18 protein-coding genes are annotated in these 18,336 nt (G+C 66.2%); 5 read left to right on the plus strand and 13 right to left on the minus strand.

Annotation, left to right across the window (positions count from 1 at the left end; genetic code table 11):
* Positions 1–678 carry an EI24 domain-containing protein gene (locus tag RM190_RS13635; RefSeq protein ID WP_390908404.1) on the plus strand — a complete coding sequence of 226 codons (678 nt, stop codon included), beginning with the start codon at positions 1–3 and terminating at the stop codon, positions 676–678.
* Here RM190_RS13635 and RM190_RS13640 read toward each other — a convergent pair.
* Together RM190_RS13640 and mce are read right to left on the minus strand one after the other, a co-directional pair.
* The gene (locus RM190_RS13640; RefSeq protein WP_311760006.1) at positions 675–935 is read right to left on the minus strand and encodes a DUF1467 family protein; all 261 of its coding nucleotides are present in this window, start codon (positions 933–935) and stop codon (positions 675–677) included. The genes RM190_RS13635 and RM190_RS13640 overlap by 4 nt on opposite strands.
* Positions 935–1,339 (minus strand): methylmalonyl-CoA epimerase, encoded by a 405-nt coding sequence (mce, locus tag RM190_RS13645; protein WP_311760007.1) that lies wholly within the window; start codon positions 1,337–1,339, stop codon positions 935–937. The genes RM190_RS13640 and mce overlap by 1 nt, the downstream gene beginning before the upstream one ends.
* Positions 1,340–1,477: 138 nt before the next feature.
* Here mce and RM190_RS13650 point away from each other — a divergent pair, with 138 nt between their 5' ends.
* Positions 1,478–2,209 carry a response regulator gene (locus tag RM190_RS13650; protein ID WP_311760008.1) on the plus strand — a complete coding sequence of 244 codons (732 nt, stop codon included), beginning with the start codon at positions 1,478–1,480 and terminating at the stop codon, positions 2,207–2,209.
* On the opposite strand, the gene RM190_RS13655 is transcribed toward RM190_RS13650, so the two are convergent.
* The 11 genes from RM190_RS13655 to RM190_RS13705 form a co-directional block, all read right to left on the minus strand.
* Entirely contained in the window at positions 2,197–2,892 is a 696-nt protein-coding gene (locus tag RM190_RS13655; RefSeq protein WP_311760009.1) for a GNAT family N-acetyltransferase, read from the minus strand. The genes RM190_RS13650 and RM190_RS13655 overlap by 13 nt on opposite strands.
* A gap of 21 nt (positions 2,893–2,913) precedes the next feature.
* Entirely contained in the window at positions 2,914–4,095 is a 1,182-nt protein-coding gene (locus tag RM190_RS13660; RefSeq protein WP_311760010.1) for a DUF1501 domain-containing protein, read from the minus strand.
* A gap of 11 nt (positions 4,096–4,106) precedes the next feature.
* Positions 4,107–5,477 (minus strand): DUF1800 domain-containing protein, encoded by a 1,371-nt coding sequence (locus RM190_RS13665; RefSeq protein ID WP_311760011.1) that lies wholly within the window; start codon positions 5,475–5,477, stop codon positions 4,107–4,109.
* Between the two features lie 151 nt (positions 5,478–5,628).
* Positions 5,629–7,404, minus strand: a complete 1,776-nt coding sequence (aspS, locus tag RM190_RS13670; RefSeq protein ID WP_311760012.1) for an aspartate--tRNA ligase — start codon at positions 7,402–7,404, stop codon at positions 5,629–5,631.
* A gap of 61 nt (positions 7,405–7,465) precedes the next feature.
* Complete coding sequence (locus tag RM190_RS13675) at positions 7,466–8,122, minus strand: type II CAAX prenyl endopeptidase Rce1 family protein (protein WP_311760013.1); 657 nt, start codon at positions 8,120–8,122, stop codon at positions 7,466–7,468.
* On the minus strand, positions 8,098–8,883 hold the full coding sequence (locus tag RM190_RS13680; protein WP_311760167.1) for a glycoside hydrolase family 25 protein: 786 nt from the start codon (positions 8,881–8,883) through the stop codon (positions 8,098–8,100). The genes RM190_RS13675 and RM190_RS13680 overlap by 25 nt, the downstream gene beginning before the upstream one ends.
* Positions 8,884–9,115: 232 nt before the next feature.
* Complete coding sequence (locus tag RM190_RS13685; RefSeq protein WP_311760014.1) at positions 9,116–9,799, minus strand: alpha/beta fold hydrolase; 684 nt, start codon at positions 9,797–9,799, stop codon at positions 9,116–9,118.
* Between the two features lie 29 nt (positions 9,800–9,828).
* The gene (locus RM190_RS13690; protein ID WP_311760015.1) at positions 9,829–11,208 is read right to left on the minus strand and encodes an FAD-binding oxidoreductase; all 1,380 of its coding nucleotides are present in this window, start codon (positions 11,206–11,208) and stop codon (positions 9,829–9,831) included.
* 89 nt (positions 11,209–11,297) lie between these two features.
* Entirely contained in the window at positions 11,298–12,269 is a 972-nt protein-coding gene (locus RM190_RS13695) for a DUF808 domain-containing protein (protein WP_311760016.1), read from the minus strand.
* A 107-nt stretch (positions 12,270–12,376) separates the two neighbouring features.
* Positions 12,377–13,114, minus strand: coding sequence for an anti-sigma factor (locus RM190_RS13700; RefSeq protein WP_311760017.1), 738 nt, complete (start codon positions 13,112–13,114; stop codon positions 12,377–12,379).
* A complete protein-coding gene (locus RM190_RS13705) occupies positions 13,111–13,665 on the minus strand; it encodes a sigma-70 family RNA polymerase sigma factor (RefSeq protein WP_311760018.1) in 555 nt (184 codons plus the stop codon). Before RM190_RS13705 ends, RM190_RS13700 begins: the two co-directional genes overlap by 4 nt.
* A gap of 157 nt (positions 13,666–13,822) precedes the next feature.
* Between RM190_RS13705 and cobS the strand changes: the two genes are divergently transcribed.
* From cobS to epsE, 3 genes are all read left to right on the plus strand, one after another.
* Positions 13,823–14,797, plus strand: coding sequence for a cobaltochelatase subunit CobS (cobS, locus tag RM190_RS13710; RefSeq protein WP_311760019.1), 975 nt, complete (start codon positions 13,823–13,825; stop codon positions 14,795–14,797).
* 300 nt (positions 14,798–15,097) lie between these two features.
* On the plus strand, positions 15,098–16,966 hold the full coding sequence (gene cobT / locus RM190_RS13715; RefSeq protein ID WP_311760020.1) for a cobaltochelatase subunit CobT: 1,869 nt from the start codon (positions 15,098–15,100) through the stop codon (positions 16,964–16,966).
* Positions 16,967–17,053: 87 nt separating this feature from the next.
* Positions 17,054–18,319: an exopolysaccharide biosynthesis GT4 family glycosyltransferase EpsE gene (gene epsE, locus RM190_RS13720; RefSeq protein WP_311760021.1), complete on the plus strand. Its 1,266-nt coding sequence runs from the start codon at positions 17,054–17,056 to the stop codon at positions 18,317–18,319.
* Positions 18,320–18,336: the final 17 nt, after the last annotated feature.

The following is an 18,336-nucleotide window of genomic DNA, read 5'->3' on the forward strand; positions in this document are numbered from 1 at the left end:
GTGCTGACCGCCCTGGCGCGGGCATGGGGCGACCTGCTTCGCCCGCGCATCTTCGGGGTGGTTACGCTTGGCGTGCTGCTGACGCTGGTCCTGTTCGTGCTGCTTCAGGCCGGCGCCTTCTGGGCGATCCGTGCCTTCGCGCCCGAGACGATGACCCTGCCCTGGATCGGACAGGTCACGCTTGGGCACGCGCTGTCATGGGGATCGCTGATCCTGTTCCCGATCATGTCGATCTTCCTGATGGCGCCGGTCACGGCGGGGTTCGCCGGCCTGTTCGCCGAACGCGTCGCCGATGCGGTCGAAGAGACGCATTATCCCGGCACCAAGGGCCTGCCCGTGGATTTCATGGAGGGGTTGCTGGAATCGCTTGCGGTCGTGGGCGCAGTCCTTGCGGTGGCCGTCGTCTCGCTGATCCTGACGCCGTTCCTCGGGCCGCTGGCCTCGATCCTGTTTTACCTGGGCAATGGCTGGCTGCTGGGAAGAGAGTTCTTCCAGATGGCGGCGCGCCGTCACCTGCATCCCGCGCAGGCGACCGCCCTGCGCAAAACCCGGACCGCGCAGACCACCACGCTTGGCGTGCTGATCGCGCTGCTGTTGACGGTGCCGTTCCTGAACGTGCTGGTGCCGGTGCTGGCGGCGGCGGGGTTCACCCACCTTTACCACCTGGGCCGGCGCTAGCTGGTCCAGGCCTCGATATCAGCGCGGGTGATGACGCCGCCCAGAATGATATAGGCCGGCACCGCCCAGATGACCCCGGCGATCACCGTTGCCAGCAGCATCTTCTTCTTCAGCTTGGGCTCATGGGGGGCGCCAGCCGGGGTGCCAGGGGTCACCTCCCCTGCTTCGGCCTGGCTTTGCTGGCCGATTGGCAGCAGGACGAACAGGACCAGAAACCACAGGATCGTGTAAAGGACGATGCCGCCAGTCAGGTTCATCAGATCTGCTCCAGTTCGATCAGGCAGCCATTGAAGTCCTTCGGATGCAGGAACAGCACCGGCTTGCCATGCGCCCCGATCTTTGGTTCGCCCGACCCCAGAACGCGCGCGCCCTCGGACTTCAGGCGATCGCGGGCGGCCAGAATATCCTCGACCTCGAAGCACATGTGGTGAATGCCGCCCGAGGGGTTCTTGTCCAGGAACCCCCGGATCGGGCTGTCGTCGCCAAGGGGATGCAACAGCTCGATCTTGGTGTTGGGCAATTCGATGAAGATGACCGTGACGCCGTGATCCGGCTCGTCCTGCGGGGCGCCGACCGATGCACCCAGCGTTCCGGCATATTGCGCGGCTGCTGCGGCCAGGTCCGGCACGGCAATGGCCACGTGGTTCAAACGTCCGATCATGCGCTCCTCCGTCTTTCCCGTTGTTCTAGGACGCCCGGCAGCGGTGGAAAAGCGAAAACCGGACCCGGCCGTTAACCGCTTCTTAGGGGAAAGGCGCGACCTTGGCCGCAGCAAGGCATTCTTTGAGGGGTTTCCACGATGACCGATGATCTGACGAATCTGCTGGATGACGCCCCCACCTGGCGGCTGAACCTGCCCCACCGCCCGCTGACCGGATTGACCGTGCTGGTGGTCGAGGATTCGCGCTATGCGTCCGAAGCGGTGCGCTTGCTGTGCCTGCGTTCCGGCGCACGGATCCGGCGTGCCGACACGATCCGGGCGGCGCTGCGGCATCTGCAGACCTATCGTCCCGGTGTCATCATCGTCGACATGGGCCTGCCCGATGGGGACGGCGCGGACATGATCCGCACCATCGCGCGCGGGCTTCCGCGCGTTCCCGTCATCCTGGGCATTTCCGGGGATGAAGGGAACCGCGACGCCGCGATGCGGGCCGGGGCGGACGGCTTCATCGCCAAGCCCATCGAAAGCCTGGCGCAGTTTCAGCAGACCATCCTGGCGTCGTTGCCAGGGCAAGCCCGCCCCACCGGCCCGCGACTGGTGGCCGACGAGATGATCGTGCCCGACCATGCCACGCTGCGCGACGATCTGGCCCATGTGGTCGAGGTCCTGTCCGTCGCCGATGACGAAACCGCCATCGACTATATCGCGCGCTTTCTTGCAGGTGTGGCGCGGTCGGCGCATGACCGCCCGCTGGAAGATGCGGCAACTGCGCTTGCCCGCGACCATGCCCGCGGACAGGCGCTCGCGGGTGAACTCGCGCGCGTCAGCGGGATGGTGCAGGACCGGTTGGCCTCGGTTCAGGGGCTTTGACGCAAAGCCGCCGTCATCTCGGACAGGCGGCGCCGCTGGCTGCCATCGGGCGCGAAATTCTCGGGCGACAGCCATGCGTCAAAGGCCTCACGCACCGCGGGCCATTCACCGTCGATGATCGAGAACCAGGCGCTATCCCGGTTGCGGCCGCGCACCATCAGGTGCTGGCGGAACGTGCCCTCGTAAAGAAAGCCGTAACGGCGTGCGGCCACTATCGAGGGTTCGTTCAGCGCGTTGCATTTCCACTCGACCCGGCGATAGCCCGCCTCGAATGCCCAGCGGATCATCAGCATGATCGCCTCGGACGTGGCGGGTCCGCGCTGCAGCACGGGCGAGATCTGGATATTGCCGATCTCGATCACGCCATTCGGCCGGTCAAGCCGCATGAACGAGGCAAGCCCACCGACCTTTCCGGTCGCGTTGTCGCGCAGGGCGTAGAAACAGGGATCGGGCTTGCCCGCCACGCTTTCCTGCCACGCGCGATAGGCGGCAATATCCGGGAACGGGCCATAGCCCATATAGTCCCACAGCCAGTCATGACCGCGATTGGCTTCGTACAGATCCTCGGCGTGGCGCACGGGGTCCAGCGGCTCAAGCGTCACGAAGCGACCGGCAATGGTTTCGCCCGGCGCCGGGGGTTGGTGAAAGCCGGTAACGACGGGGCCAATCTTGCGTTCGGACATGCCTGCCTCGATCTGGAAAACTCAGGCGAGCATCCTCGGATCCTGGCCAAGGTCAAGGCCCGGAAAGATCGCGCGCTCCAGCGTCTCGCGTTCGGTACCAAACAGCCCGCGCATCGCCCAGGCGGCATAGGCACGAATATCGCGGGTGGGCATCAGGTCGCGGTCGGCGTAAAGATCGCCGTCGCGCAGGCCCGGCCAGTCGCCGAAGGCCTTGCCCCCCTGGATCGCGCCGCCCGCCATCAGCATCGCGCCGCCGGTGCCATGGTCGGTCCCGTTCGAGCCGTTCTCGCGCACGGTGCGGCCGAATTCGGTCATGGCTAGGACGGTGGTCGATCCCCAGTTCTGGCCCAGCCCGTCGCGCAGCGCCAGGATCGAGGCTGCCAGCTTGTCGAGGGCACGACCGATCACCGGCCCCTGGTTCGCGTGGCTGTCCCAGCCCCCGATCGAAAAGGCGGCGATGCGCGCGGCGCCGTTCAGGCGCGAGGCGGCAAAGGCGCCCAGTGCGGCCTCGTCCGCGGTCGGCCCCTTGCCGCGCGCGGTTTCTCCGGCCTCGGCGGAGATGCGAAAGGCATCGCGCGCCGCGTCTCGGAACATGGGATCGTCGTGATAGACATGGTCCAGCAGCATTTGCGCCTGCGGCGACAGGTCCAGCGAGGATTTGGGCGCCCAGCCCAGATGCGCGGCCTCTCCGGTCAGGATCTTCATCTGCTCCAGCCCGACGGCATAGGCGGTTTCGGCCGTGGTGCCGGGCATCGCCTGAAGCAGCCGGTTCAGCCAGCCGCCGATGCGCCAGTCCACCGGAAGGTCGTTGCCGGTTCCCGCCTCAAGCAGGTCCTGACCGTCGAAGTGACTGCGTTTGTCGCGATAGGGGGTCGAAACCGCATGGGCAAAGGCCAGCTCGCCCTTTTCCCACAGCGGCATCAGCGGACCAAGCCGGGGATGCAGGGCATAGAACCCGTCCAGGTCGAGCGCCCCATTGTCCGGCCCCGTCGAGATGTTCCGGCGCAGCTTCGCCAGCATCGGGTCGCCGTAAGGCTGGATCGCGTCCAGCCCGTCCATGGCCCCCCGCAGGATGATGACCACCAGCCGGTTGTCCGAAGGCAGCGCCGCGAAGGTCATCGAGGTCATCAGCGGATGCGCAGCAGCCGAGCAGCCGATCAAAGCGGCGGATTTCAGGAACAGACGCCGGTCCAGTTCGATCATCGCATCGCTCCTTATCGCCGGTTGAAGTCGTTCGAGGCCAGGACCAGCGCCACGCCCTCGGCCTGGCTTTCCGCCTTGGGCACTGCCCAGGCCAACTGATCCGAGCGGGTATCGCCCAAGGCGGTGTCCAGCAACTCGCGCGGGTCGGGCAACTGCGGCACCAGATTGCGCGGCGCGCGCATCGCCCACGAGATGCGTGCGGCCAGAAGCTGAGGCTCGATCCAGGCTTCCGGTCCCTCGGCCCAGCCGTCGGGTCCGGTCGGACGCAGCCAGGGCTGGCCCATCAGCATCATGTGGTTCGCAGTCAGACCGGGCAGATTCGGAAAGTCCAGGTGCCGCACCTGATCGCCAGTGACACCCAGCGCCCGAAACCCCGCCACCATCAGATCAAAGGGCTGGCGCACCTTGGCGCGAAGGCTGGCCATCGTCTCGGGATGGGTCAGCATCACGCGATAGACCTGCGGCAATTGCCCGTTCGTGTCGCGCCAGGTCGCGGCCATTGCATCGACCAGCTCGGGCGATGGGCTGTCCGAGACGAAATGCACGGCCAGCTTGCGCGACACGAATTGCGCGGTTTCGGGCCGGCGTGCGATGTCGCGAAAGGCGGCGCGGATGTCACGCAGCTCGCCCGGCCCCTTCCCGCCATAGGACTTGCCCAGCACGGTCTCGGCCCCTGGTTCGGCGATCTGCGGACGATAGGAGAAGCCGTCTTTCGCGGAATAGCTCAACCCGGTCATCAGCTCGGCCAGCTCGCGCACGTCACGCTGGGTATAGGGCGCGCCCACGCCCAGCGAATGCAGCTCCATCGCTTCGCGCGCCAGGTTCTCGTTCAGGCCAAAGGCCTTTTCGGCGCGGCGCCGCGCCATTTGCGAGTTCGGCCCGCGGCTGGTGTTCTGGTTCAGATAGACCAGCATCATCGGGTGGGTATCGGCGGCGAAGAACAGATCCTCGAAACGGCCATTGATATGCGGCCGGATCGCCTCGTCGTGAAAGGCCATCGCCAGCGCGTTCGTCTGCACGCCATCGGGCCGGACCGTGAAATGGTCAGACCAGAACTGCGCCAGCCTTTCGCCGAATCCGGTCGGATCCTCGACCGCGCGGGCCAGCCGACGCTGCAGGTCGCGCACGGTCAGGCGGCTGTTTTCGACGTTATAGGCCTGGAACTCTTCTTTCGCGGCTTCGCCGCTGTCGCGCGCCTTGCGCAGCTCGTTCAGGCGCAAGGCCCGCTTCTGCGCCTGCGCTGTCGAGACCGCTTCAGCGCCCGTCCGCGTGCTGGCCGCGATGCCCTGAAGCAGCGCAACGGGGCTTGGGGGCGGCGGCGTCAGCGGCGACAGGCCATAGCCAAGCCGGATCGCCGCAGCCTGAGGAGAATCGAATACCATGCGAGAACCTGCAACCCGGGAAGAAATGTCCCGGCGCAGTTTATCTCATGCCCGGCGGGCAAGGTCAGCACACGCTTTCGACAGCAGGCGGCGCGGCCGCGGAGTCTTGCCGAGGGTTTGCGCCCCCGGCAAGCACATGGTCAGGCCGCGATCATTCGCGCGGCAGCGCACGCAGGCGCAGTTCGCGCATCTGCTCGTTCGTGGGCTCGCTCGGCGCGCCCATCATCAGATCCTCGGCGCGCTGGTTCATCGGGAACATGATGACCTCGCGGATGTTCTGCTCATCCGCCAGCAGCATGACGATGCGGTCGATGCCGGCCGCGCAGCCACCGTGGGGCGGCGCGCCATAGCGGAAGGCCTTGACCATGCCGCCGAAACGCTTCTCGACCTCGTCATGGCCATAGCCGGCCAGTTCGAAGGCCTTGAACATGATTTCCGGCTTGTGGTTGCGGATCGCGCCCGAGATCAGCTCATAACCGTTGCAGGCCAGGTCATACTGATAGCCCTTGACCGTCAGAGGGTCGCCCGACAGCGCCTCCATCCCGCCCTGCGGCATCGAGAAGGGGTTGTGGCTGAAATCGATCCGGCCCTCGTCACCCTTTTCATACATCGGGAAGTCGACGATCCAGGCGAACCTGAACTGGTTTTCGTCGGTCAGGCCAAGTTCGCGACCGATTTCGTTGCGGGCGCGACCGGCGACAGCCTCGAAGTTCTCGGGCTTGCCGCCCAGGAAGAAGGCGGCATCGCCCTCGCCCAGACCCAGTTGCAGACGGATCGCCTCGGTCTTCTCGGCGCCCAGCGCCTTGGCGATCGGGCCGGCAGCCTCGGTCGAGCCATCCTCGGCCTTGCGCCAGAAGATATAGCCCATGCCCGGCAGACCCTGCGCTTGGGCAAACGCGTTCATGCGATCGGCGAATTTGCGGCTACCGCCGGTCGGGGCGGGAATGGCGCGAACCTCGGTCCCGTCCTGCTCCAGCAGTTTCGCGAAGATCGCAAAGCCCGAGTCGCGGAAATGGTCGCTGACGATCTGCATCTCGATCGGATTGCGCAGGTCGGGCTTGTCGCTGCCGTATTTCAGCATCGACTCGGCATAGGGGATGCGCGGCCATTCGGCATCGACCGGACGGCCCTTGCCAAATTCCTCGAACAGGCCCTGAATGACCGGCTGGATCGCAGCGAACACGTCCTCCTGCTCGACGAAGGACATTTCCAGGTCAAGCTGGTAGAAATCGGTGGGCGAGCGGTCGGCGCGCGGGTCTTCGTCACGGAAGCAGGGCGCGATCTGGAAATACTTGTCGAAGCCAGCGACCATGATCAGCTGCTTGAACTGCTGCGGCGCCTGCGGCAACGCGTAGAATTTGCCCGGATGCAGACGCGACGGCACCAGGAAGTCGCGCGCGCCCTCGGGGCTGGAGGCGGTGATGATCGGGGTCTGGAATTCGGTAAAGCCCTGATCCCACATCCGGTTGCGGATCGAGCGGATCACCTTGGACCGCAGCATGATGTTCTGGTGCAGGCTGTCGCGGCGCAGGTCGAGGAAGCGATAGGCAAGCCGCGTTTCCTCGGGGTAGTCCTGCTCGCCGAAAACCGGCAGCGGCAGGTCATCGGACGGGCCAAGCACCTCGGTCGCGGTGGCATAGACCTCGATCTCGCCAGTCGGCAGCTTGGGGTTGATCAGGCTGGCATCGCGCAGCTTCACGCGCCCGTCGATGCGGATCACCGTCTCGGCCCGCAGCTTTTCCAGCGCGGCAAAGGCCGGGCTGTCGCTGTCGGCGATCACTTGGGTGATGCCGTAATGGTCGCGCAGGTCGATGAAAAGCACGCCGCCATGATCACGGACCCGATGGACCCAGCCCGACAGTCGGATTTCGGAACCGGCATTGGCGGCGGTCAGCTCGCCGCAGGTGTGGCTGCGATAGACGCTCATCATCTTTTCCCCTTGGTATCAGCGCACGCATGAACCGCTTGTGCCGGGGGAAGTCAAGCTTTCAGAAGGGCCGGACCACGTTGCCGGAATAGAAATAGGTGCCCATCCCCACGGCAAAGAGCACGTTCCCCGCCACCGCATGCAGCAGCCAGGCCGAGGGGAAGCCGTGGCGCAGATAGGCGCGGGCAAAGAACCATCCGCCGATGAAGGTCAGGATCGCGACCACCCAGGACCAGTACATCAGATGGGCAAAGGAAAAGATCGCCGCGTTCAGCGCGATTGCCGGATGCCCCTGCGGCAGCAGCGGGGCATAACGGTGGAAGAACAGCGGGCGAAAGATCAGTTCCTGCGGCAGCGCGGACAGAATCGGATAGAAGGTCCAGACTACCAGCAGGAATTCGGGGCGGTTGCGCACCATGTTGAACAGCGCGCCAGGATAGAACCACCACAGCAGCGCGACCCCGATGACAAAGCTGGCGACGGCCATTCCCAGAAGCTCGCGCCAGGGCAAGGCCCTCCAGCCCCGCACCAGACCCCGCCACGCGAACCCGCCGGTCAGCCACAGAAGCCCAAGCCCGATGATACTGAAGACGGCCAGCGCCCGGAACAGCATGTGGCCGGGCATGAACAGCGCGATGCCCAAGGGCGCCCCGATATAGAGCGCCCCGAACTCGGCCCAAAGCAGGCGCCGGCCTACTGAAGTCGCCTGCTCAGCCATAGACGCCATTGCTTGGCCCCGCCCGCGAAGACGTTCAGGTCCACGTTGCCCTGCACGCCGGGCACGATGCCGGTGCCGGTATATTGCCAGAAGCTGTAGGGTTGGCCCGGATAGACGATACGGGGATGGCCCGCGACCGAGCGCAGCCAGAACTCCTCGGGCCAGCTGCCCAGGTTGTTGTCCCGGTAGAAGTCGACCGTGGTATAGATGATCGGCCGTTGGCCATAATGGCGATGCAGGATGTCCTTGAAGATCTTGGCCTCGCGCAGCACCTCGTCGCTGGGCGGACGGCGGGGGCAGGTCTTGGACGCGGTCCATTCCAGGTCGATGACCGGCGGCATCGCTCCGCGTTCACGTGGAACATTGGCGATGAACCACGCCGCCTGCTGCGCGCCCGAGCGGCAGAAGTAGAAATAATGATAGGCGCCGCGCGGAATGCGCGCCTGCCCGGCTTCGTACCAATAGCGGCGGAAGTTCGGGTCAGCATGGTCAGCGCCCTCGGTCGCCTTGATGAAGGCGAAGCTGACCCCGGATCCGCGCACCCTGCCCCAGTCGATGTTGCCCTGATAGCGCGAGATGTCGATGCCGTGGACCGGGTGGTCATAGGGATGACCACCGACCCAGGCATGGGGTTGGGAATCGCCGAATTGCGGCCCCGCCCCGTAACCCACGGTCACCGCCGACGGTCCCCTGCGGCCACCGCCGCAGGCCGCGAGACTGACCAGTAAAACCACGCACAGGAACTTGCCCAGAATATTCATCACTGCCCTCTGTCCTTTGCCCGTCTTGCCGGAGCTTTGGACCTTTATCGCAAAGGCACAGAGTTCTGTCACGATGCCGTGACAGTCACGATCATGTCAGTCGATCTCGCTTGGAGTGTTGCAGGCAGGACCCAGCGCACGGCATCGGCGGAATACGGCCTCTCCCTGTCGGGCAGCGGTGCCTCCGGTCCATGGCTGAGACCTGCGCAGACAACCCGCCTTGCGACCGGGCTCAGGCGGCTTCTATCAGGAAATCTACCAGCAACCGGGCCAACAGATCGGGGGCCTCAAGCGGGATCATGTGGCCAGTGGGCAGGATTTCCAGCCGCGCGCCGGGAATGGCCTGCGCCATTTCCACCGATTCCTCGACGCTGCGCAGGCGGTCGCGGTCCCCGGCCACCACCAGCGTCGGGCAACGGATCGACGCCAGCTGGTCAAGGTCGCCCTCGCGGCGAAACATGGCCTGGCGGCGAAAGGTCTCGCCTCCCAGCCGCAGGCTCATGTCGTGAATGCGCGAGATCAGGGTGGAATCGCCCTCGTGTTCGGGCGCAAGGGACTGCGCGATGGAACGGCGCGAGACGCCCCGAAACACGGCGGCGTTTGCCCCCAACGCGACCGCGCGCCGACGCTCCTGCAACTCACTGTCACTTCGCGACGAGGTCGCGATCAGGACCAGGCGCGAGACACGCTCGGGCGCGATCCGTGCCATTTCGCGCGCGACATAGCCGCCCATGGAAAAGCCGATCAGCGCGAAACGGGCGGGCGCGGCGTCCAGCGTGTCCCGGGCCATTTCGGCAATCGTGGTCGCCCGGGCCGGATCGGCATGGGTCAGCGGTCCGAACCGCTGCAGCGCCGGGGCGATATCGGTCCAAAGATCGCGGTCCAGCATAAAGCCGGGAACAAGCGTCAGGGCCATTGTCCCTCTCTGTCCTTGGCTTATCCGCGTCAGTTCGCGTCGGGAATCAGCTTGCCGGGATTCATGATTCCTTCGGGATCCAGCGCCTGCTTGATCGCCGCCATCACCGCGACCCCCTCTCCATGTTGGGCGCGCATCAGCGGGCGCTTGCCAACCCCGACGCCATGTTCACCGGTGATGGTGCCGCCGACGGCCAGCGCGCGTTCCGCCATGCGGGTCGCGACTCGTTTCGCGGCGGCAAGCTCTGCCGCATCCCCCGGCATGATCAGAAGCTGCGAATGGAAATTGCCGTCGCCGACATGACCGACCATCGGGCCAATCAGCCCCTCGGCCCGGATATCGGCGGCGGCGGCGGCCACGGCCTCGGCCAGATGCGACATCGGCACGCAGACATCGGTCACGACCGCCGTCGCGCCCGGACGCAGCGCAAGGCAGGCGCGATAGGCGCCGTGGCGCATCTTCCACAGGGCCGCGCGATCCTCGGGCGTGGTTGCCCAGTCAAAGCCCTGCCCGCCGAATTCGGCCGCAAGCTCGCCGAACTTCTGGGCGTCCTCCTTGACCGTCGCGGGCGAGCCGTGGAACTCGACCATCAGGTGGGGGCCTTCGTGCAGATGCGTGCCCGCATATTGGTTGAAGGCGCGCGCGGCATCACCATCGACGAATTCGATCCGCGCCATCGGAATTCCCGACTGGATGGTCGCGGTCACGCATTCGACCGCCTCCTCCAGCGTGCCAAAGGCGCAGACGGCCGCGGCCATTTCCTCGGGCTGGCCGTGCAGGCGCAGGGTCAGTTCGGTGATGATGCCCAGCGTGCCTTCCGATCCGACGAACAGCGCGGTCAGATCATAGCCCGCGCTGGACTTCGCCGCCCGCGTCCCGGTGCGGATGACACGCCCGTCGGCGAGAACGACCTCAAGCGCCAGGACGTTGTCGCGCATGGTGCCATAGCGCACGGCTGTGGTGCCGCTGGCACGGGTCGCCGCCATGCCGCCCAGGCTGGCATTGGCACCGGGATCAACCGGGAAGAACAGGCCTGTCGCGCGCAATTCGGTGTTCAGCGCCTCGCGCGTGACGCCAGGCTGGACGCTGGCCTGCAGGTCGCCGGCACGCACCTCGATCACGCGGTCCATCTTCATCAGGTCGATGACGATGCCGCCATGAATGGCCAGCGCATGCCCCTCAAGCGACGTGCCGGTACCCCAGCCGATCACCGGAATGCGGTGCTGATGGCAGATGCGCATGACGGCCGCGACCTCGTCGGTCGAAAGGGGCCAGACGACCGCGTCAGGCGGCGGGGCGCGGTGAAAGGTTTCGGATACGCCATGCAAATCGCGATCGGCCTGCGACTGGGAAAAGCGCGCGCCCAGAAGCTGGCTGAGCGCCTCGGCGGCCTGAACGGGTATCGGCATGGTGTCCCTCCTGATTGCAGGCCGGTCATAATCCCGCGCGTGCCCCAAGGACAAGCGGGCCATGCGCATCCCCGGCAGGGAAAGAGGAGTCAGGCGCGCGCGCCACCGAAAATCCCCCTGACCGCGCCGATCACGGGCGAGATCACATGCTGGACCAGCGGAATCAGGATAAAGCCCAGCACCAGACCGAATATCCCGTCCAGAAACGCCGTCGTGGCCCAGCCGGCAGCCCCCGCGACCTGCGGCAAGGCCTGTGCCGCGGCCTCGGACCGCTCGCGCACCCATTGATAGGGCTGGTGCATTCCCAGTTCGTGCAGCCCGTGGACCACGATCTGCCCGCCGACCCAGATCATCGCGGCGGTGCCGACCACGGTCAGCACCTTCATGAAACCCGGCATGAAGCGGACAAGCCCGCGCCCGAAGCCTGCCAGCGCCCCACCCCGTTCGACCAGGTGCAGGCCGAAATCGTCGGCCTTCACGATGATCGCGACAAAGCCATAGACCGCCACCGTGATCCCGACGGCGACGATGGCCAGGATCAGCGCCTCTTTCCAGATCGGGTCGCCATCGGGGATCGCGGCCAGCGCGATGGTCATGATCTCGGCCGACAGGATGAAATCGGTCTTGATCGCGCCCTTGACGCGCTCTTCCTCAAGCCCGGCAGCGCCATCCTCGGTCGTCTGCAACTGCGGCTCGTTCACCTTGTGATGGCCAAGGGCATGCATGACCTTCTCGGCACCTTCGAAGCAAAGATAGCTGCCCCCCAGCATCAGAAGCGGGGTGATCGCCCAGTCGGCAAAGGCAGACAGCAGCAGCGCCACCGGCAGCAGGATCACAAGCTTGTTGATCAGCGATCCTCGCGCGATGCGCAGGACGATCGGCACCTCGCGCGAGGCGGAAAAGCCGTGGACGTATTTCGGTGTCACCGCCGCATCGTCGATGACCGCACCCGCGGCCTTGGCGCCCGCCTTGGCCGCCTGCCCCGCCACGTCGTCGACGGAAGACGCCGCAATCTTGGCGATTCCCGCCACATCATCCAGCAGCGCCAGCAAACCGCTCATCCGTCATCCTTTTCGCCTGCGGCCGTTCACGGCCCTGTGATGCCCTTGTGCGAAACGAACGCAGGGCGCGCAAGTGCGGTTCGCCGCGCCGCGCATTTTCCCGAAGGTCAGGACCGGCGCAGCGGAGCCATGGCGAACATCGGCCCGGTCGCCTGACCGGTCGGAGAGCCGCCTGCCGGCTCCTCGGACAGCGCGATGCGCACGCCCTCGACCATATCGATCCCTTCGGGCAGGCTTGTGCGCATCGGCCCCTTGCGCGCCACCAGCCCCAGCGAGACCGGGGCCGAGCCGTCCGGGCTGATCCACCAGACCTGCCAGTCTCGCCCCTCGGGCACGGTGCCATCCATCAGCATTACCTCGACCTCGCGCCCGTCCACGCGGGCATCGACGCGCATGGTCGCATCGGACGAGGCCAGCGCGGCCTGATAGCTGGGCAGCTCCGGCCCCCGCAGCACGGGCAGCGCCAGCATCACCACCAGCGCCACGGCCGCGACTGCGCCCGCGGCCGCGGAAATCAGCGGCAGCGGGCGCTGCCACCAGCGGATGCGGCTGTCGATCATATGGCTCAGCGGCGCAGAGATATGACCCAGATCCTCGCGGATGCGCTGACGCGCGCGCACCGGGGGCATGACCGGGGTCAGTTCCTCGGCAAGCACCGCCAGCCGTTCCTGCCAGTCGCGGACGCGCTGGGCGAATGCGGGATCGGCGGCAAGGCGCGCCACGGCCTGCTGCGCGTCGTCCGGGGCAGCCAGGCCAAGGGCGATCTCGGCGGCCAGGATATCGTCCTGCTGCTCGGGGGTCAGGTCCGGTTCGTGGCCGGGATCCGGGGGCGTATCCTCGCTCATCTGTTCACGCATTCCTTCAGCCGCAGCAGGCCCCGGCGCAACCAGCTTCGCAGGGTGTTCAGCGGCACGCCCTGGCGCTCGGCCAGGTCGGCATAGGTCAGCCCCTCAAGATAGACGGCGCGGACAACACCTGCCTGGCCGGGCTCCAGCTCGTCCAGGCAGGCGGCCAGCAGGCTGTGCTGCTGCCCGCGGATCGCCGCCTGTTCCGGCGAAGCGCCCAAGGCCGGGATCGACGCGGCAGCCTCGGCCGGGGCAAAGGCGGGACGGGAATCGCGCGCCCGCAGCCGGTCGATGGCGCGGTTGCGGGCGATGGTGATCAGCCAGGTCATCGGCGACAACCCGTTCGCCGAATAGCGCGAGGCCCCGCGCCAGATGTTGAGATAGACTTCCTGAAGCGTCTCTTCCGCCTCGGGGCGGTCCTTCAGCAGCGACAGGCAGACCGCATGCAGCTTGGCCGAGGTCGCATCATAAAGCGCGTCGAAGGCCGACCGGTCGCCCTGTGCGACACGCATGATCAACCCTTCCAATGCGATCCGGCGCGCGTCGGTCAAGCGGGCGGGTCCTTCTTCCAGCAATTCGCGAAAGCTTAGAAACAGCGCGCCGGGCCGTCAATCAAGGCCACAGGCGAAGTTCCGCCCATGCGCGGGTGCTTGCACGTCCTGCCCGAATGCGCAATCAAGACGATGTTGCGACAAAAGGGCCCGAGTGATGCTGGACGTGAACGCCAAACCCACCGAAGAAATCGACCTGCGCGAGACGTTTGGTCTGAACAGCGAGATGAAGGTCAAGGGGTTTGCCGACCGAACCGATCGCGTGCCCGAGATCGACCCGACCTACAAATTCGATCCCGACACCACCATGGCGATTTTGGCGGGCTTTGCCTATAACCGCCGGGTGATGATCCAGGGCTATCACGGCACTGGAAAATCGACCCATATCGAACAGGTCGCGGCGCGCCTGAACTGGCCCTGCGTGCGGGTCAACCTGGACAGCCATGTTTCCCGGATCGACCTGATCGGCAAGGATGCGATCAAGCTGGTCGACGGCAAGCAGGTCACGGTCTTCCACGAAGGCATCCTGCCCTGGGCGCTGCGGAACCCGACCGCCATCGTCTTCGACGAATACGACGCGGGCCGCGCGGACGTGATGTTCGTGATCCAGCGCGTGCTGGAAGCCGACGGCAAGCTGACCCTGCTGGACCAGAACGAAGTCATCACGCCGAATCCGTATTTCCGCCTGTTCGCCACCGCCAACACCGTGGGCCTGGGCGACACGACCGGCCTTTACCACGGCACCCAGCAGATCAACCAGGGCCAGATGGACCGCTGGTCGCTGGTCTCGACCCTGAACTATCTCAGCCACGATGCCGAAACCGCGATCGTGCTGGCCAAGAACCCGACCTACAACACCGAAAAGGGCCGCAAGGTCATCAGCCAGATGGTGACGCTGGCCGACCTGACCCGCACCGCCTTCATGCAGGGCGACCTGTCCACGGTGATGTCGCCGCGCACGGTGATCACCTGGGCACAGAACGCGCGCATCTTCGGCGACAATGTCGGCTACGCCTTCCGCCTGACCTTCCTGAACAAATGCGACGAACTTGAGCGCCAGACCGTCGCCGAGTTCTACCAGCGTCTGTTCGACGAGGAACTGCCCGAAAGCGCGGCGGTCAAGGCGGGGTGATGGGCGCGGGGGTCCGGCACGCGCTGTTGACCGCGGCCAGTTTGTTGCTGGCCGATGGTCAAAGGTGCTGCCCGGGCCCGAAGGCGGGGCGCCGCCTCGGCTTCGGGGTCGGCCCAAACGGCTCGGAACCCCATGCCCACCAGACTCAACGGCTGACATCAGGCAGCATCGAACAGGTGCAAGGCATTTCCTGTCCTCGATCAAGAACGAACCCGCCTGCCCTCAAAACCGGGCGAGCACGCGAATTCATCCAGCTTCTCCTGCACGGCAAGGAAGCCTTGGGTTCCAGCAGGTGACACCATGAAAAAATCCGACAACCCCGCCGATCCGTTCAAGAAGGCCCTGACCGAGGCGACGCGCGCCATGGCCGAGGAGCATGAGCTGAACGTCACCTTCAGCGCCGACCCCTCAGGCGTCTCGGGCGACACCATGCGTCTGCCTCAGGTCAGCCGCCGCATGACGCGGGACGAGGTGCTGCTGGCGCGCGGCACGGCGGATGCGCTGGCGATGAAGCTGCGCCATCATGATGTGGCGACCCACGCGAAATATGCGCCCGCCGGTCCGATGGCTCGCGATCTTTACGAGGCGATGGAGACCGCGCGCTGCGAGGCTCTTGGCGCCCGCGACATGCCCGGCGCGCTGTCCAACATCGACGCCAAGCTGGGGCAGGAAGCCGACCGCAAGGGCTATGGCCAGATCAAGTCCCCCGCCGACGCGCCGCTTTCGGTCGCGGCGGGCTATCTGCTGCGCCAGATCGCGACCGGCCGCGCGCTGCCGCCCTCGGCCCAGCATGTGGCGGACCTGTGGCGCCCCTTTGTCGAGCAGCAGGCCGGCGGCGATCTTCACGATCTGTCCAGGGCGCTGGCCGACCAGGCCGGTTTCGCCCGCCTTGCGCGCAAGGTGATCGCGGATCTTGGCTATGGCGACCAGCTGGGCGAAGACCCGGACGAGCCGCAGGATGACGACGCCGAGGAGAACGCCGAGCAGGACGAGGAAGCCGGCGACAACCAGTCCCGCGACCAGAGCGAGGACGATGAGGCCGAGGCCGCGCCAGAGCGCAGCCAGGAACAGACCCAGGACGAGCGTCAGGCCCAGGTCAGCATGGACGACCAGTCCGACGAGGAAATGGCCGACGAAGCCGAGATGTCCGAGGCGGAAAGCCCGCCCGACATCCCTCCGCCCGTCAGCGAAGCCAGTCCCGACTATCGCGTCTATACCCAGATCTTCGACGAAGAGATCCGGGCCGAGGATCTGGCCGACCCGCAGGAACTAGAACGCCTGCGCGCCTATCTGGACAAGCAGCTTGAGCCCCTGCGCGGCGCGGTCAGCCGCCTTGCCAACAAGCTGCAACGCCGCCTGCAGGCGCAGCAGAACCGCAGCTGGGAATTCGACAAGGAAGAAGGCGTTCTGGACGCGGGTCGCCTTGCCCGCGTGGTCGCGAACCCGACCATGCCGCTGTCCTTCAAGATCGAAAAGGATACCGAGTTCCGCGATACCGTGGTGACGCTGCTCTTGGACAATTCCGGCTCGATGCGGGGGCGTCCGATCAGCATCGCGGCGATCTGCGCGGACGTTCTGGCGCGCACGCTGGAACGGAGCCAGGTCAAAGTCGAGATCCTGGGCTTCACCACCCGCGCATGGAAGGGCGGCCAAAGCCGCGAACAATGGCTGGCCAACGGCCGTCCCGCCCATCCCGGTCGGCTGAACGATCTGCGCCACATCATCTACAAGGCCGCCGATGCGCCCTGGCGGCGCGTGCGCCCGAACCTTGGTCTGATGATGAAAGAGGGTTTACTGAAGGAAAACATCGACGGCGAGGCGCTGGAATGGGCCCATCGTCGCCTGACCCGCCGCCCCGAGGCGCGGCGCATCCTGATGGTGATCTCGGACGGGGCGCCGGTCGATGACAGCACGCTGTCGGTGAACCCGGCGAATTTCCTGGAAAAGCACCTGCGTGACGTGATCGCCATGATCGAAAAGCGCCGTCAGGTCGAACTGCTGGCGATCGGCATCGGCCATGACGTCACCCGCTATTACCAGCGCGCGGTGACGATCACCGATGCCGAGCAGCTGGCGGGCGCCATCACCGAACAGCTTGCCGCCCTGTTTGAAGCCGATCCCAGGAAGCGGGCCCGCGTCCTTGGCATGAATGCGGCGCGTCGGGGCTAGTCCCCTCGCGCGCCGTGCCATGCGCTGTGATCGCTTGATTTGGCCTCGCGCCTCATGCGACCACTGCGACATCGGTGGAGGCGCGACGTGCTGCGAATAGGCTTCTTCATTCCGGAATTTCCGGGTCAGACCCATATCTTCCTGTGGCGTGAACGACAGGCGTTGGCGGAAATGGGGATCGAGGCGGATCTCGTCTCGACCCGGCCGCCGCCGCGCGCGGTTGCCTCGCATAGCTGGGCGGCCGAGGCGCAGCGCCAGACACGCTATCTGATGCCCGTCTCGACCGCTGGGCTAGCCTCGGCCGGGGTCGAGGCGCTGCGCGCACCCACGGGGCTGGCGCGCGGGGTCTCGGCGGCACTGGCGGCCGAAACGCGGGGGGGCGCCAAGCAGAGATTGCGGATGCTGGGCCTGCTGGCAATGGCCGCACGGCTGAAGATGATTGCCCGAGAACGCGGCTGGGATCACGTCCATGTCCATTCCTGCGCCGACAGCGCCAATATCGCCATGCTGGCCCAGCGGCTGGGCGGGCCAAGCTACAGCCTGACGCTGCATGGCCCGACACTGGAGGGTTATGGCCCGAACCAGCGCCAGAAATGGCGCCATGCCCGCTTTGCCACGATCATCTCTCGCCTGCTGGCCGGGGTCGCGACGCGCGAGATCGGCCCCGACCTGCCGGCGGTGGTCAATATCGCGCCGATGGGCGTGGACCTGTCCCAGATCCGCCGCAGCCATCCCTGGCATCCGCCCGCCCCCGGCAAGCCGCTGCGCCTGTTCAGCTGCGGTCGCCTGAATGCGATCAAGGGGCATGACCACCTGGTCGAGACGGTCGCCCTGCTTCGGGCCAGGGGCATCGACACTCATCTGGAAATCGCCGGAGAGGACGAGCAGGGCGGCAGCGGATATCATCGTGAATTGCAGGCCCTGATCGCCGCCAAGGGTCTTGGCGATGCGGTCAGGCTGCTGGGCGCGGTCAGCGAAGGCGCGGTCCGCGATGCGCTGGAACGCGCCCATGTCTTTGCCCTGGCCAGCCTTAACGAGGGTATCTCGGTCGCGATCATGGAGGCGATGGCGATGGAGATGCCGGTCGTCGTCACCGATGTCGGGGGGAACCACGAACTGATCACGTCGGGGCAGGACGGCATCCTGCTGCCGCCCGAACGCCCGGACCTGATGGCCGATGCCATTGCGGGGTTGCTGGCCGATCCCGAGACGGCACAGCGCCTGGCCCATGCCTCGCGCGCGCGGGTGGCCGAGGCGTTCCATCATCGCCGCAGCGCCGAGGCCGTCGCCGACGGCCTGGCCCGCACCCTTCCGGGCGCGGAGCTTCGCCTGCGGCAGGCAAGAACCACCTGAGAACAAGAAAAAGAGGT

The sequence above is a fragment of the Paracoccus broussonetiae genome (assembly GCF_031854425.1).
Classification (GTDB): Bacteria; Pseudomonadota; Alphaproteobacteria; order Rhodobacterales; family Rhodobacteraceae; genus Paracoccus; species Paracoccus broussonetiae.

Bases quoted from the DNA above. Each gene is read 5' to 3' on its own strand.
- RM190_RS13640 (WP_311760006.1), bottom strand. From the start codon at position 935: ATGAACCTGACTGGCGGCATCGTCCTTTACACGATCCTGTGGTTTCTG.
- mce (WP_311760007.1), bottom strand. From the start codon at position 1,339: ATGATCGGACGTTTGAACCACGTGGCCATTGCCGTGCCGGACCTGGCC.
- RM190_RS13650 (WP_311760008.1), top strand. From the start codon at position 1,478: ATGACCGATGATCTGACGAATCTGCTGGATGACGCCCCCACCTGGCGG.
- RM190_RS13655 (WP_311760009.1), bottom strand. From the start codon at position 2,892: ATGTCCGAACGCAAGATTGGCCCCGTCGTTACCGGCTTTCACCAACCC.
- RM190_RS13660 (WP_311760010.1), bottom strand. From the start codon at position 4,095: ATGATCGAACTGGACCGGCGTCTGTTCCTGAAATCCGCCGCTTTGATC.
- RM190_RS13665 (WP_311760011.1), bottom strand. From the start codon at position 5,477: ATGGTATTCGATTCTCCTCAGGCTGCGGCGATCCGGCTTGGCTATGGC.
- aspS (WP_311760012.1), bottom strand. From the start codon at position 7,404: ATGAGCGTCTATCGCAGCCACACCTGCGGCGAGCTGACCGCCGCCAAT.
- RM190_RS13675 (WP_311760013.1), bottom strand. From the start codon at position 8,122: ATGGCTGAGCAGGCGACTTCAGTAGGCCGGCGCCTGCTTTGGGCCGAG.
- RM190_RS13680 (WP_311760167.1), bottom strand. From the start codon at position 8,883: ATGAATATTCTGGGCAAGTTCCTGTGCGTGGTTTTACTGGTCAGTCTC.
- RM190_RS13685 (WP_311760014.1), bottom strand. From the start codon at position 9,799: ATGGCCCTGACGCTTGTTCCCGGCTTTATGCTGGACCGCGATCTTTGG.
- RM190_RS13690 (WP_311760015.1), bottom strand. From the start codon at position 11,208: ATGCCGATACCCGTTCAGGCCGCCGAGGCGCTCAGCCAGCTTCTGGGC.
- RM190_RS13695 (WP_311760016.1), bottom strand. From the start codon at position 12,269: ATGAGCGGTTTGCTGGCGCTGCTGGATGATGTGGCGGGAATCGCCAAG.
- RM190_RS13700 (WP_311760017.1), bottom strand. From the start codon at position 13,114: ATGAGCGAGGATACGCCCCCGGATCCCGGCCACGAACCGGACCTGACC.
- cobS (WP_311760019.1), top strand. From the start codon at position 13,823: ATGCTGGACGTGAACGCCAAACCCACCGAAGAAATCGACCTGCGCGAG.
- cobT (WP_311760020.1), top strand. From the start codon at position 15,098: ATGAAAAAATCCGACAACCCCGCCGATCCGTTCAAGAAGGCCCTGACC.